The sequence below is a fragment of the Roseivivax sediminis genome, assembly GCF_900112685.1.
Lineage (GTDB): Bacteria > Pseudomonadota > Alphaproteobacteria > Rhodobacterales > Rhodobacteraceae > Roseivivax > Roseivivax sediminis.
Genome location: NZ_FOMS01000001.1, coordinates 80,914 through 93,458, shown reverse-complemented (window position 1 = coordinate 93,458; position 12,545 = coordinate 80,914). Strand labels below are relative to the sequence as shown.

Annotated in this window: 13 protein-coding genes; 8 read left to right on the top strand and 5 right to left on the bottom strand. The window is 69.4% G+C overall.

Going from position 1 to position 12,545, the window contains the following annotated elements; translation table 11 throughout:
* Window positions 1-215 precede the first annotated feature (215 nt).
* Window positions 216-875 carry a GntR family transcriptional regulator gene (locus F3H57_RS00470; protein WP_149753906.1) on the top strand — a complete coding sequence of 220 codons (660 nt, stop codon included), beginning with the start codon at window positions 216-218 and terminating at the stop codon, window positions 873-875.
* Window positions 876-914: 39 nt separating this feature from the next.
* Entirely contained in the window at window positions 915-1,760 is an 846-nt protein-coding gene (locus F3H57_RS00465) for a fumarylacetoacetate hydrolase family protein (protein ID WP_149753904.1), read from the top strand.
* A gap of 71 nt (window positions 1,761-1,831) precedes the next feature.
* On the opposite strand, the gene F3H57_RS00460 is transcribed toward F3H57_RS00465, so the two are convergent.
* The 4 genes from F3H57_RS00460 to F3H57_RS00445 form a co-directional block, all read right to left on the bottom strand.
* Window positions 1,832-2,248, bottom strand: coding sequence for a Fur family transcriptional regulator (locus F3H57_RS00460; RefSeq protein WP_149753902.1), 417 nt, complete (start codon window positions 2,246-2,248; stop codon window positions 1,832-1,834).
* Window positions 2,245-3,162 (bottom strand): DMT family transporter, encoded by a 918-nt coding sequence (locus tag F3H57_RS00455; RefSeq protein ID WP_149753900.1) that lies wholly within the window; start codon window positions 3,160-3,162, stop codon window positions 2,245-2,247. Before F3H57_RS00455 ends, F3H57_RS00460 begins: the two co-directional genes overlap by 4 nt.
* Before the next feature lie 36 nt (window positions 3,163-3,198).
* Window positions 3,199-3,984: a DUF533 domain-containing protein gene (locus F3H57_RS00450; protein WP_149753898.1), complete on the bottom strand. Its 786-nt coding sequence runs from the start codon at window positions 3,982-3,984 to the stop codon at window positions 3,199-3,201.
* 82 nt (window positions 3,985-4,066) lie between these two features.
* Window positions 4,067-5,017, bottom strand: coding sequence for a CorA family divalent cation transporter (locus tag F3H57_RS00445; protein WP_149753896.1), 951 nt, complete (start codon window positions 5,015-5,017; stop codon window positions 4,067-4,069).
* 258 nt (window positions 5,018-5,275) lie between these two features.
* Here F3H57_RS00445 and F3H57_RS00440 point away from each other — a divergent pair, with 258 nt between their 5' ends.
* Entirely contained in the window at window positions 5,276-7,003 is a 1,728-nt protein-coding gene (locus F3H57_RS00440) for a phosphoenolpyruvate hydrolase family protein (protein WP_149753894.1), read from the top strand.
* Here F3H57_RS00440 and F3H57_RS00435 read toward each other — a convergent pair.
* A complete protein-coding gene (locus tag F3H57_RS00435; protein ID WP_149753892.1) occupies window positions 6,993-7,559 on the bottom strand; it encodes a hypothetical protein in 567 nt (188 codons plus the stop codon). The two genes, F3H57_RS00440 and F3H57_RS00435, sit on opposite strands and share 11 nt — an antisense overlap.
* A 337-nt stretch (window positions 7,560-7,896) precedes the next feature.
* Here F3H57_RS00435 and F3H57_RS00430 point away from each other — a divergent pair, with 337 nt between their 5' ends.
* The 5 genes from F3H57_RS00430 to F3H57_RS00410 are packed head-to-tail and all read left to right on the top strand — an operon-like array spanning window position 7,897 to window position 12,535.
* Complete coding sequence (locus F3H57_RS00430; protein WP_149753890.1) at window positions 7,897-8,784, top strand: branched-chain amino acid ABC transporter permease; 888 nt, start codon at window positions 7,897-7,899, stop codon at window positions 8,782-8,784.
* Window positions 8,784-9,785 (top strand): branched-chain amino acid ABC transporter permease, encoded by a 1,002-nt coding sequence (locus F3H57_RS00425; protein WP_149753888.1) that lies wholly within the window; start codon window positions 8,784-8,786, stop codon window positions 9,783-9,785. Before F3H57_RS00430 ends, F3H57_RS00425 begins: the two co-directional genes overlap by 1 nt.
* A gap of 14 nt (window positions 9,786-9,799) precedes the next feature.
* A complete protein-coding gene (locus F3H57_RS00420; RefSeq protein ID WP_149753886.1) occupies window positions 9,800-11,065 on the top strand; it encodes an ABC transporter substrate-binding protein in 1,266 nt (421 codons plus the stop codon).
* The gene (locus F3H57_RS00415; RefSeq protein ID WP_149753884.1) at window positions 11,065-11,832 is read left to right on the top strand and encodes an ABC transporter ATP-binding protein; all 768 of its coding nucleotides are present in this window, start codon (window positions 11,065-11,067) and stop codon (window positions 11,830-11,832) included. Before F3H57_RS00420 ends, F3H57_RS00415 begins: the two co-directional genes overlap by 1 nt.
* On the top strand, window positions 11,822-12,535 hold the full coding sequence (locus F3H57_RS00410; RefSeq protein WP_149753882.1) for an ABC transporter ATP-binding protein: 714 nt from the start codon (window positions 11,822-11,824) through the stop codon (window positions 12,533-12,535). The genes F3H57_RS00415 and F3H57_RS00410 overlap by 11 nt, the downstream gene beginning before the upstream one ends.
* Window positions 12,536-12,545 lie beyond the last annotated feature (10 nt).

Sequence of the window (12,545 nt, the reverse complement as noted above, 5' to 3'; positions counted from 1 at the left end):
GCGGCGGCCCTCCTGAAGCCGCCTATCGTATTTGGATGCCCGTTTGGTCGGGTTCGTGCCACAGATGGTATACCATCCTGGGAAGGACCGTAGCGAAAGCGATATCGACAATCAACAAATTTTGGTATACCAAATCTCGTGATGCGAATACGTACAAGACAGGCCCGAGGGCCGGCCGGGCGATCTTGCCCGCGGCGCGAAAGGGGAGGCCTGACATGACCGAGGCAAGCCTGCCGGAACAGATCGCCTCCGAGCTGCGGCGCCATATCCTGCGCGGCAAGCTGGCGCCCGGCGCGCAGGTCAAGGAACGCGACAACGCCGCGGAACTCGGTGTCAGCCGCACGCCGATGCGCGAGGCGATCCGCATCCTCGCCAAGGAGGGCCTCGTGGTACTGCGCCCGGCGCGCAGCCCGATCGTGGCGAAGCCGTCCTACAAGGAAATCTCGGACGCGATCGAGGTGCTGCTGGCGCTCGAGAAGCTGTCGGCAGAGATCGCCTGTGCGGAGGCGACCGCGGACGATCTGACCGAGTTGCGCCGGATCACCGACCACATGAGCGAACATTTCGATACCACCGATCCGCTCGACATGTTCGAGATCGACATGAGCTTTCACACCGCCATCGCGCGGGCCTCGCACAACGACGCGCTGGCCGAGACCCACGGCGCCTATCTTGCGCGGCTCTGGCGGGCGCGATACCTCACCGCCATCAAGCGGCGGAACCGCGATCGGGTGGTCGCCCATCACACCGCGATCCTGGAGGCGCTGGAGGCGCGCAACCGAGACGCGGCGCGCGCGGCCATCGACCGCCACCTGGGCACGCTGCCGCACGACATCCGCGAGGTGTTCGAGGCGGAGCGGACGGACGCTGCCTGACCGGCGCGTTCGACACGGACAATCAACGGGAGACAATGAATGAGACTACTGCGGTTCGGCCCCGAGGGGCAGGAGAAACCGGGGCTGCTCGATGCCGACGGCAACGTGCGCGATCTGTCCGGTGCGGGCGTGCCCGATTTCGCCGGCGCGGGCGTGTCGCTAGATGCGCTCGACCGGATTCGCGCGCTCGACATCGGCAGCCTGCCGGTGGTGGACGCGCCGGGCCGGATCGGCGCGTGCCTCGCGTCGGTGCCGAATTTCCACTGCATCGGACTGAACTATTCCAAGCACGCGGCAGAAACCGGAGCGGCGGAGCCCGAGGAGCCTATCCTGTTTTCCAAGGCGAGCACCGCGCTCAGCGGCCCGTTCGACAAGGTCGTCCTGCCCAAGGGCTCGAAGAAGGGCGACTGGGAGGTCGAACTCGGCGTGGTGATCGGGGAGGAGTGCCTCTACGTTTCCGAGGCCGAGGCGCTGTCGAAGGTCGCCGGCTATTGCGTGATCAACGACGTCTCCGAGCGCGAATTCCAGATCGAGCGCGGCGGCCAGTGGGTCAAGGGCAAGTCGGCGCCGACCTTCGGGCCGACCGGGCCGTGGCTGGTGACCGCGGACGAGGTGCCGGACCCGCAGGCGCTGGCCTGTTCGCTGACGCTGAACGGCCAGGTGATGCAGGATTCGTCGACCTCGGACATGATCTTCGGCGTGGCGCATATCGTGTCCTACATGAGCCAGTTCATGAAGCTGGTGCCGGGCGACATCATCGCCACCGGCACGCCCGAAGGCGTCGGCATGGGCATGAAGCCACAGCGCTTCCTCAAGGCCGGCGACGTCATGGAAGTGACGATCGAGACCCTGGGCACGCAGCGCCAGGAAGTGACGGCCGCCTGAGGCGCGCCATCGCGAAGGGTGGGCAATCTGCCCACCCGTCCGTGGCACCGGGGGTGGGCCGATTGCCAACCCTACGACCGCTTCTTGATCGGCGTGCCGTAGAGTTCCATCCGGTGACCCTCGAGCCGGTAGCCCAGGCGCTCGGCGATCTTTTCCTGCAGCGCCTCGATCTCGGGATCGACGAACTCGATCACCCGGCCGGTGGTCAGGTCGATGAGGTGGTCGTGATGTTCGCGCTCGGCGTCCTCGTAACGGGCGCGGCCGTCGCCGAAATCGACCCGCTCCAGGATCCCCGCTTCCTCGAACAGTTTCACCGTCCGGTAGACCGTGGCGAGCGAGATCTTCGGGTCATGCAAAGCGGCGCGCGCGTGCAGTTCCTCGACGTCCGGGTGGTCCGACGATTCGTCCAGCACCTGCGCCACGACGCGGCGCTGGCCGGTCATGCGCAGGCCCTTGTCGGTGCAGCGGCGGGCGATGGTGTCGGTCATGGATCCTGCGGCGCGGGTGGTCTTTCTGATAGCGTGGCGCGCGGGGGCACGCCAAGGGCGCGCGTGCCGCGACGCAGGTAGAGCGCCAGCGCGGTGACGACGATGGCGCCGCCGGCCAGCATCCGCGGCGTCGGCGCCTCGCCGGTGCCGAGCCAGACCCAGAGCGGGCCCAGCACCGTCTCCAGCAGCATCAGCAGGCTGACCGTCGCCGCCGAGGTGCGGCGCGAGGCGCTGGAGAGCGCGAAGAAGGAGGCCGGCAGGATCACGATTCCAGTCACCAGGATAGCCCAGACCTGCCCGTCGCCCAGGCGCGCGGGGCCGGTGATCGCGATCCCCATGAGGCCGGCCACAAGCCCGCCGACGCCCATCGCCAAGAGCAGCGGCACCTGCGGGTGGTGCCGCAGGGTGACGAAGTTCGTCGCCAGCGACATCGCCACGCCGAGCCCGCAGAGCGCCCCCCAGAGCGCCGAACGGTCGATCTCCATCGGCCCGCCGGTCACCGCGAGCGCGATGCCGCAGAGCACAACGGCGATGGTCACCCAGGTCGCGCGAGACGTCCGCTCGCCGTACAGGATGCGACCCAGCACCGCCGCCCAGACCGGCACCGTCGCCACGGCGAGCAGCATCACGGCGACGGGCGCAAGCGCGATGCCGGCGGGAAAGAGCGTGTTGTTGACGAATTGCGCGGCGATCACCGTCAGGCCGGCGGCGCTGCCGAGCGCCGCGAAGTCCCGTGCCCGCGTGCCGGAGGTCAGCACCCAGGCGATCAGGAAGATGCCGGCCATCGATGGCGCGCGCCAGGCGAGCATCTGCAAGCCATCCATGCCCGACAGGCGCATGAAGAGCGCGTCGGGCGTGAGCAGCAGCGCGCCAAGACAGGCGAGCGCGGGACCGGAGAGGCGGGTATGGGGCATGGGATATGTGCGGCCCGCCGAGGCGGGCCGGGGCCGTCAGGCGTAGAGCGGCGTCAGGCCCTGCTGCACGTGCAGGGCGTTCACGGTCGGCTCGTCGAGCTCCAGCGCCTTGGCAAGACGGTCGAGATATTGCGCCTCGGCCTCGGTGTCGACGCGGATCGTCATCAGCGAGGCGGAATAGATCGGCATGCGTTGGGTCGCCGGTGTCGCGGCGGCGAGCGCTTCCACGTCGACCGGCGCCGCGAGTTCCTTCTTCACGAAGGCGATGTCCTCGGCGCTGGCGTCGTCGCCCACGAGTTCGAGGATCTTCGCCTTCTCGTCCGCGTCGATCTCACCGTCCGCCTTCGCGGCCTGGATCATGGCGCGGAGCATCAGCCCGGCGCTCTTCTCCATCTCCGGCGCAGTCTCTTCGGCGTTGAACTGGTCGAGCAGCTGGCTCACGCCCTTGCCGCCCATCGCTCCGGCCCCGCCGGCCGCGGCGAGCATGCCCGCGACGCCGCCGCTGCCCTGCGACGTGGAGGAGAGCATGCCGCTGCCGGGCTTCGGCGCCGTGCCCGCGGCACCGCCCATCATCAAGGACAGATCGAAGCCCGAGGCGCGCATCTTGTCGAGGATCGCCTGCATGGGTTGCGTCGCCTGCGCCGCGCCGCCCTGCATCGCCTGGCTCATCTGGGTGCCGGCCTGGGTCATCGGATGCTGACCCTTGAGCTGCTTGCCGCCGCCGAACAGGCCGGCGAGGCCCTGGCTGCCGCTCATCCGGTCGACCCCGCGGGCGGCGGCGTAGCCGATGGCAACCTTGGCGAGCGTTTTCATCATGCCCATGGGACGGCTCCTTCCGAGACGGGGATCATGCGCACAGACTGACACATCGGACCGGTCCATGCGAGCGATTCAGGCGTAGCGATCAGAACAGCCGCAAGGCGCGCAGCGCCAGCCAGACGAGCCCGCCGAGCCCGAGGCTCGCGAGCGTCAGGACGGCGAAGGCGGCAGGCGTCTCCACGCCCGGCATCCCGGCGACGTTGACACCGAACAGGCCGGTCAGGAAGCTCATCGGCAGGAAGATCGCCGCAACGATCGACAGCGCGTAGGAATGCCGCGACAGCCGTGCGTTCTGCTTCATGTCCACATGATCGGCCAGCGCGGCGAGCCGGTCGCGGATCGCGCTTGTCTCCTCAACCGCGCGCTGGGCGCGGTCGGCCAGCTCCGACAGGTCCTCGCGCGCCTCGGCATCGATCAGCGGCAGGCGCGGGTCGGTGAGCGCGTGCAGCGCGGCCGCCTGCGGGCCGAGGTAGCGGTGCAGGCGGATGGCGGCGGTGCGCAGTTCGGGCAGCGACTTTCGGCCGGGATCGCGGTCGTCGACGAAGAGGATGTCCTCCAGCTCGTCGACCCGGTCCTCGAGCGCGACGGAATGCGTTTCGATCCGGTCGGTGAAGTTGGCGGCGAGCGACACCAGCAGCATCTGCGGCGATTGCGGGGCGCGGCCGGCCGCGGCTTCCGCGCCGATCTCCTGCGCGCCGCGCACCGGCCGGCGGCGGACCGAGACGACGGTCTCCGGCGCCACCCAGAGCCGCAGCGCAACCATGTCCTCCGGATCGTCGGCCTCGGGGTCGAGGTTGAGCCCGCGCAGGATCGCGATGATGCCGTTCTGGTGGGCGAGCGCGCGCGGGCGCGTCTCGGGCTGCGACAGGATCTCGGCGGCACGTTCGGGCAGGCTGGCGAAGAGCCAGCTTTCCGTGCCCGGCCGGGTGATGTCGCAGTGAATCCAGCGATACCCCTCGGCGGGCTGCGGGGCGTCCGGGCGGGTCGCGCGCGCGAAACCGTCCGGCGCGATGTCGTAGGCGAAAAGCGGGGTCATGCGGGGTCCGTCGGCTGTCTCCGGACGAACCGTAACGCAAGGCGGGCGGTTCCGGTACGTGCAGGGCTGGCGGGCGGCGCGGAGGGAGAGGGCGGGAGCGAGGGGCCGGCCCCTCGCGCTCCCCGGAGTATTTGAGGCCCAAAGAAGCAGGGGCGGCGCCCCGGCCGGACGTGGGACGCGCCGGCGGCGATCGGGCCTGCCGGGAGGGACGCATTGGGGTGCTCGACCCGGGGGGCGATTTCGGTGCACTCTCGGCGCATGATGCCGTCGACATCCGGACGCCTGCTGATCGGCGCTGCCGTGGGAAGCGGGATCGCCGCGCAGACCGCGGAGGTCGGCGGCGCCGATCTGCTCCTGGCGGTCAACGCGGCGCGGATGCGCAACATGGGCGCACCGTCGATCGCCGGCATGTTGCCCTGTCACGCGGCCAGCGCGATGACAGATGCGTTCGCGGCCCGGGAGATTCTGCCGCGGGTTTCGGTGCCGGTTCTTCTGGGAGTCAATTGCTGGGATCCGGACTTCACGCCGGAGGCGGCGCTCGACCGTGTGGCCGAGCAAGGCTTTGCCGGCGCCGTGAATTTTCCCAATGCCACGCTAATGCCGCGGGCGATGCGGCAGATGCTGGACCGGGCCGGACGGGGGTTTCGCCGCGAGATCGAGACGCTCGCGCGGGTGCAGGCGGCCGGCTACCGGGCGCTCTATTATTGCGGGGCACGCGAGCATGCGCAGGCGGCCGCCGAGGCGGGGCTCGACATGATCCTGCTGAATTTCGGCTGGAACGCCGGCGGCTCTCTTGGCCATGCGCGGCGTGCCTCGCTCGAGGAAGTCGGCCTGATCGCGCGCGACTACGCCGCGCTCGTGCGCCGCATCCATCCCGGCGCGCGGATCCTGCTGGAGGGCGGGCCGGTGGTCTCGGCCGAGGACCTGGGGCATGTCGCCCGCGTCGCCACCCTCGACGGCTATGTCGGCGGCTCGACGCTCGACCGGATGCCCTACGAGGAATCGGTGACCAACCGGATCGCCGGCTACCGGCAGGCCGGCCGCCGGCAGGACGAGCTGACGCAGCGGCAGGAGGCGCTTCTGCGATGGGGAAGGGGTCACGGATTCTCCGGACGCTCGAAGCCCGTCCTGGCTTGCCTGGAGCATCTCGGGGCGCTGTCGCGCGCGCGCCGGTCGCTGGCGGTGACGCTGGAGCGGGGCATGCCGCTGGCGCCGGTGCTCTCGGCGCTCGACCGGCGGCGGCGAGACGTGCCGCAGGTCGATGGCCGCACAGACCCGGGCCCGCGCCTGTCCCGGCGGCTGTTCGGGCACGACGCGGAGGGCGGCAACGAGGCCGGCCTTCTGACGGCGCCCGGCTGCGAGACCATCATCGTGCGCGACATCGACCGGGCGCTGCCGTCGCTGCAGCAGCGGCTGGCGCGCAGCCTCGCGAGCGGCGCGCTGGTGACGTCGCGCCGTCGTCGCCGCATAAGGGTCACGGCACGGGTGATCTTCCTGTTCGAGCGTGGCTCGGACGAGCCGCTCCTGCCGGATGATCTGCACCCGGACCTCGTTGCGCTGCTGTCGGGGTGGACGGTGCGGCTGCCGCCGCTGCGACAGCGCGTCGAGGATCTGTCCGAGGTCATGGCGGCGCTCGCGGCCGAAGCGGGTCTGGACGCCGCCGATCTGCCGCCGCTCGGCGCCGGCGCGCTGGAGCGGTTGCGGCGCCATCCCTGGCCGGGCAACGAGGCGGAGCTTGCCCGCGTGATCGGGCGCCTCGCGGCACGCGGTGCCGCCGGCGACGTCGGCGGCACCGAAATCGCCGCCTTCCTCGATGACGGCGAAGCGGCGCGACCGCCGCCAGAGACGGCCGCCGACCTCGAGAAGCGGCAAATCGTGGAAGCGCTCTGGCGCAACGACTTTCATCGCGGCCGCACGGCCGAGGCGCTGCACATCTCGCGCAAGACGCTCTACAACCGAATGGCGCGACTGGGGCTCAAAGACTGATCCCGGACGGGGGCAGGAGGGCGGCGTCAAGGCCGAGCGCGTCCTCTCCGGGCGCGCGCAGGCCGAGGATCGGCAGAGCGTCGCTCTGCGCGGCGACCGAGCGCTCAAGCGCCGCCCGTCGCGCCAGCGGCACCGCGCCGGTGACGAAGTCGGGCACGGGCGGCACCACGAGAAGCGCCGAGGGCCCTGCCGACAGCGCCGCATCCACGTCGCGCGGGGTCGAGACGGTGGCGATCGTCGACAGCCCCGCCGCGGCGAGATCGGTCAGCACGCGCATCTCGCGCCCGTGGTCGAGGTCCACCTCCGACAGGTAGCGCCGGAACGCGTGTTCGTGCTGCCCGACGCTGGGCAGGTTGCACACCCAGCGGCTGTGGCGCGCGATCTGCCGGGACAGCCGTTCGGTTAGCAGATTGGGATCGGCCAGGAACAGGCCGAGCGCTTGCGGGCACGCCTCCCCGAGCGCATCGAGAACGTCCTGCGCCCCGCCGAAAGTCGGCAGAAGGAGCGCCACGACCGGCGGCATCTCCGCAGGGGGCAGCCCCACCGATGCGGTCACGAGCGCATCGGGGAGGGACCGCGACGCTGCCGTGTGCCGTTGGATCGGCCATTTGGAGAATCTACGCATTCGAGGCCATGTTTACCCAATATTACCCAAAATAGCGTGCCGAGACTGTTGAGCGACTGTCTCGGGCCGTGGAATGCTCGGGTCATCGCGGACGGACGTGGCTCTGCCACACCGCGATGCGGGAGAACAATCCGGATCGACTGCATCCCAGAGGGGAGGCTGGCCAGCGGCGCGACGCGTTGCCGGACGGAGGCGTCGTGCCCGCACCGGAAACAGGGGAGGAGACGCCACCAATGCTATGCACCGCGACTGAAGGGCCAGGCCGGCCATGATCGAGACGCTGGCCGACATCAACTGGCGGCTCTTCGCCATCGTCACGCTGAACGGGCTCACGCTCGCCTCGCTGTATTTCATCGTGGCGAGCGGGTTCTCCCTGATCTTCGGGCTGATGCGGGTGGTGAACATGGCGCATGGCTCGCTCTACCTGCTCGGGGCCTATGTGGGGTTCGAGGTGTCGGAGGCGACGGGAAGCTGGATCCTCGGCATCCTCGCCGCCGGTGTGGTCGTGGCCGCTGCGGGTGCCGCGTTGCAGGTGTCGATCCTGTCCTGGATGCAGGGGCAGGACCTGCGACAGGCGCTCGCGACCATCGGCGTGTCCATCGTCGCGGCGGACCTGATGCTGGCCCAGTGGGGCGGATCGGCCTACCAGATCGCGCTGCCCGAGGCGGTGTCGACCTTCGTGCCGGTGCCGGTCGCGGGACGCTACGCGATGGCGCGGCTGATGCTGATCGGCTTCGCGCTTGTGATCGGCGTGGCGCTCTGGCTCATTCTCAACCGCACCCGCATCGGCATGCTGATCCGCGCCGGTGTCGATGACCGCCGGATGCTGGAGGCGATGGGCGTGAACGTCCCGCTCGTCTTCGTCGGCGTTTTCGCCATCGGCGCGGGGCTGGCCGGCATGGCGGGGGTGATCGGCGGGTCGGTCCTGTCGGTCTCGCCGGGCGAGGATGCGCGCTACCTGCTGTCGTCGCTGATCGTGGTGATCGTCGGCGGCATGGGGTCGATCCCCGGCGCCGCGATCGGCGCGCTGCTGGTGGCGATGGCCGAGACCTACGGGCTCGCCTATACGCCGACCTACGGCATCGTCTACACCTTCGCGATCATGGTCGCCGTGCTCGCCGTGCGCCCGCAGGGTCTGCTGGGGAGGGCCGCCTGATGCGCTGGATCCTGCCCCTCGCCGTGATCGCCCTGCTGCTGGTCTATCCCTTCGTCGTCAACAGCTTCTGGCTGGTGCAGATCGGCGGCCGCACCCTGGGCTTCGGGACCATCGTCCTCAGCCTCGTCTTCCTGACCGCCTATACCGGCATGCTCAGCCTCGCGCAGATGAGTGTGGCGGGCGTCGCGGGCTACGCGACCGCCTATTTCACCGCGCCCACGAGCGGTGTCGGCCTGCTGCTGCCCTGGCCGCTGGCACTGATCCTCGCGCTCGGCCTCGCCACGGTGGCGGGGCTCCTGATCGGCCTCGTCGCGGTGCGCACGCGGGGGATCTACACGCTGATGATCACGCTCGCCGTGGCGATGGCGTTCTACTTCCTGACGCTGCAGAACTACGACCTGTTCAATGGCTATACCGGCTTCAACAACGTCCAGCCGCCGGTGATCCTGGGCCTCGACCTCGGTGCGAACTTGCCGTTCTACTACATGAGCGTCGTTCTCGCCGCGGCATGCTATTTCGGTGTCCGCCATGTCGTGCGCACACCCTTCGGGCTGGCGCTGCAAGGGCTGCGGGACGAACCCGACCGGCTGCGTGCGCTGGGCTACAACGTGCCGCTGCTGCGCGTGCTGGCCTTCGGGCTCGCGGGGTTCATCGCCGGGATCGGCGGCATCCTGAACATCTGGCTGAACGCCTCGATCTCGCCCGGCTCGGTCGCTCTGAACCCGGTGATCGACGTGCTGATGGCCGGCGTGCTCGGCGGCATCGGCCACCCGATCGGGGCCTATATCGGCGCGTTCGTGTTCACCGTCGTCGACAACTTCGCCATCGATTTCATCGCCCGCGAGCGGTTCAACACGCTGATCGGCCTGATCTTCCTGGCCATCGTGCTGTTCTCGCCCGACGGGCTGACCGGCCTTGTCCACCGCGCCTGGACGCGGGGGACCGGATGGGCGCGCCGCAATGACGGCGACGCCCGAGAGACCGACGATATCGGAAAATGAGGAGGTATCCCGATATGAACACCCAACGCTTCATGCTGGGCACGGCGGCGACGCTTGCCGCGCTCATGGGCTCCACCGCGCTCGCGCAGGACGGCGAGACCATCACCATCGGCGGGCTCGCCACGCTCGAAGGGCCGTTCGCGGCACCGGGCGAGGACGGCCTGCGCGGCGTCGAGCTGGCGATCCACGAGTTCGGCGGCGAGATCGCCGGCCACCCGATCGAGTTCATCACCGCGTCCTCGGACGGCAACCCCGACGTCGCGCTCGAATCCGCCCGCCGCCTGGTGGAGCAGGACGGCGCCGACATCATGGTCGGGCCGCTCTCGGGCTCCGAAGGCATCCGGATCGCGCAATACGCCAAGGAGCAGCCCGGCACCACGTTCCTCAACGGCGGCTCCGCGGCGATCGAGACGACGCTGGTGGACCCGGCCGAGAACTTCTTCCGCTTCAACACCGAGGGCGCGCAATGGACCGCGCCCCTGGGCGAGTACGTCGTGAACGAGCGCGGCTGGGACAACATCGTCATCGTGTCCGAGGACTACTCGTTCCCCTACGCGCAGATCTTCGGCTTCATGGCCACCTACTGCGAGGCCGGGGGCACCGTGGCCGACAAGTACTTCACGCCCGTCGGCAACAACGACTATTCCTCGGTGATCGCGCAGCTGCCGCTGGAAGCCGGAGAGATCGACGGCATGTACGTCGTGCTCGGCGGTTCGGACGCGGTGAACTTCCTGTCGCAATACGCGCAGATGGGCGGGCAGCTTCCCATCGTCGGCGGTACCAACGTGACCGACCAGACCGTGCTGACCACCCAGGGCCCGGCGCGCGAGCTTCTGCCCGGCATCCTGTCCTCGGGCCCGGTGTCGGACAACGACGACCTCGAGGCGTGGGAAGAGTTCAAGCAACTCTACCGCGACTACTATGGTGACGAGGGCCTGCCGTCGCCGTCGCTCTTCGCGTCGAACTACTACACCAACACGAAGGCCGCGCTGCTGGCACTGCAGGAGGTCGAGGGCGACCTGTCCGACAACCACGCCGCGTTCAACGAAGCGCTTGCCAACCTGGAGTTCACCAGCCCGACGGGCACCGTGAGCCTCAACGAGAACCGGCAGGCGACCGCCGCGATCTACATCAACGAGGTGGTGGAGCAGGAAGGCGGTTCCCTCGCGCTCGAACCGCTGGAACGGATCGAGAGCGTGGACCAGTATCTCGGGCTCGACCGGGAGACCTACATGGAGCTTGGTCTGCCGTCCCGCGAAAACCCGTCCTGCCCGTCGTGATGCAGGCGGCTCGCCAGACTACGGAGGAGGCCCTCGCGATCGAGGGCCTCACCCGCCGCTTCGGCGCGCTCGTGGCGGTCGATGACGTGACCTTGCGCGTCTCGGCCGGAGAACGCCGGGCGGTGCTTGGCGCCAACGGCGCAGGCAAGACGACGCTGTTCAACATGATCGCGGGCGATCTGCCCCCGAGCGCCGGGCATATCCGGCTCTTCGGAGAGGACATCACCGAGCTATCGCCGCAAAAGCGCGTACTGGCGGGGGTGCGCCGCACCTACCAGAAATCGCTGGTTTTCGGCGGCATGACCGTCAGAGACAACCTTTATGTCGCGATCCGCGGCGCCACGGGCCCGCGGCTGACGATCTGGAAGCGGGCCGAAAACCAGCCCGACCGCGCGCAGACCGACGCGCTGGCCGAGCGGGTGGGGCTGACCGACCGGCTCGACACGATGGCGAATGAACTCAGCCACGGCGAGCAGCGCCAGCTCGAGCTTGGCATGGCGCTGGCGCATCCGCCGAAACTGCTGCTGCTGGACGAACCCGCGGCGGGCCTGTCGACCCGCGAGCGCGAGTCGCTGGTGGCCATGCTGGCCGACCTTCCGCGCGATCTGACGCTGATCCTGATCGAGCACGATCTGGATATCGCGCTGAAGGCCGTCGACTACGTCAGCGTCATGCACAACGGCCACCTTCTGGCCGAAGGCACACCGGCCGAGATCTCGGCCAACCAGGACATCCAGGACATCTACATGGGCCGCCATGGCAAATGACCCGCTTCTGAAGGTCGAGGACCTGCACGTCTATTACGGCTCCAGCCACGTCCTGCACGGGCTGTCGCTGGAGGCGGGGACGGAGCCCCTGTCCCTCGTCGGCCGCAACGGCATGGGCAAGTCGACGCTCTGCCAGGCGATCATGGGCCTTGTTCCGGCCGCGCGCGGCGAGGTCCGGCTCGGCGGCGAACGGCTCAACGGGCGCCGCGCCTACAGGGTGGCGCGCGCCGGGGTGGGCTACGTGCCGCAGGGGCGCCGCGTGTACCGCTCGCTCAGCGTGGAGGAGCACCTGAAGCTCGTCGGAAAGCCCGGCGGCGAATGGACGATCGAGCGTATCTACGACACCTTCCCCCGCCTTGCGGAGCGTCGCAAGAACGGCGGCGGCGCGCTGTCGGGCGGAGAGCAGCAGATGCTGGCGATCTCCCGCGCGCTGCTGCTGAACCCGCGGCTTCTGGTCATGGACGAGCCGACCGAGGGGCTGGCGCCGGTGATCGTCGATCACGTGGTCGAGGTTCTGCGCGAGATCGGCCGGTCGGGTGTCGGGCTGCTGCTGGTGGAGCAGAACCTGAGCGTCGCCACGCAGGTCAGCGACCGGATCATGGTGATGATGAACGGCGAGATCGCGCTGGAGACCGATGCGGAGTCTCTGCTGAACGACCGCGCGCTGCGCAACCGCTATCTCGGTGTGGCCGCCGAGGCTTGAGGGAGGAAAC

Bases quoted from the DNA above. Each gene is read 5' to 3' on its own strand.
- F3H57_RS00470 (WP_149753906.1), top strand. From the start codon at position 216: ATGACCGAGGCAAGCCTGCCGGAACAGATCGCCTCCGAGCTGCGGCGC.
- F3H57_RS00465 (WP_149753904.1), top strand. From the start codon at position 915: ATGAGACTACTGCGGTTCGGCCCCGAGGGGCAGGAGAAACCGGGGCTG.
- F3H57_RS00460 (WP_149753902.1), bottom strand. From the start codon at position 2,248: ATGACCGACACCATCGCCCGCCGCTGCACCGACAAGGGCCTGCGCATG.
- F3H57_RS00455 (WP_149753900.1), bottom strand. From the start codon at position 3,162: ATGCCCCATACCCGCCTCTCCGGTCCCGCGCTCGCCTGTCTTGGCGCG.
- F3H57_RS00450 (WP_149753898.1), bottom strand. From the start codon at position 3,984: ATGGGCATGATGAAAACGCTCGCCAAGGTTGCCATCGGCTACGCCGCC.
- F3H57_RS00445 (WP_149753896.1), bottom strand. From the start codon at position 5,017: ATGACCCCGCTTTTCGCCTACGACATCGCGCCGGACGGTTTCGCGCGC.
- F3H57_RS00440 (WP_149753894.1), top strand. From the start codon at position 5,276: ATGATGCCGTCGACATCCGGACGCCTGCTGATCGGCGCTGCCGTGGGA.
- F3H57_RS00430 (WP_149753890.1), top strand. From the start codon at position 7,897: ATGATCGAGACGCTGGCCGACATCAACTGGCGGCTCTTCGCCATCGTC.
- F3H57_RS00425 (WP_149753888.1), top strand. From the start codon at position 8,784: ATGCGCTGGATCCTGCCCCTCGCCGTGATCGCCCTGCTGCTGGTCTAT.
- F3H57_RS00420 (WP_149753886.1), top strand. From the start codon at position 9,800: ATGAACACCCAACGCTTCATGCTGGGCACGGCGGCGACGCTTGCCGCG.
- F3H57_RS00415 (WP_149753884.1), top strand. From the start codon at position 11,065: ATGCAGGCGGCTCGCCAGACTACGGAGGAGGCCCTCGCGATCGAGGGC.
- F3H57_RS00410 (WP_149753882.1), top strand. From the start codon at position 11,822: ATGGCAAATGACCCGCTTCTGAAGGTCGAGGACCTGCACGTCTATTAC.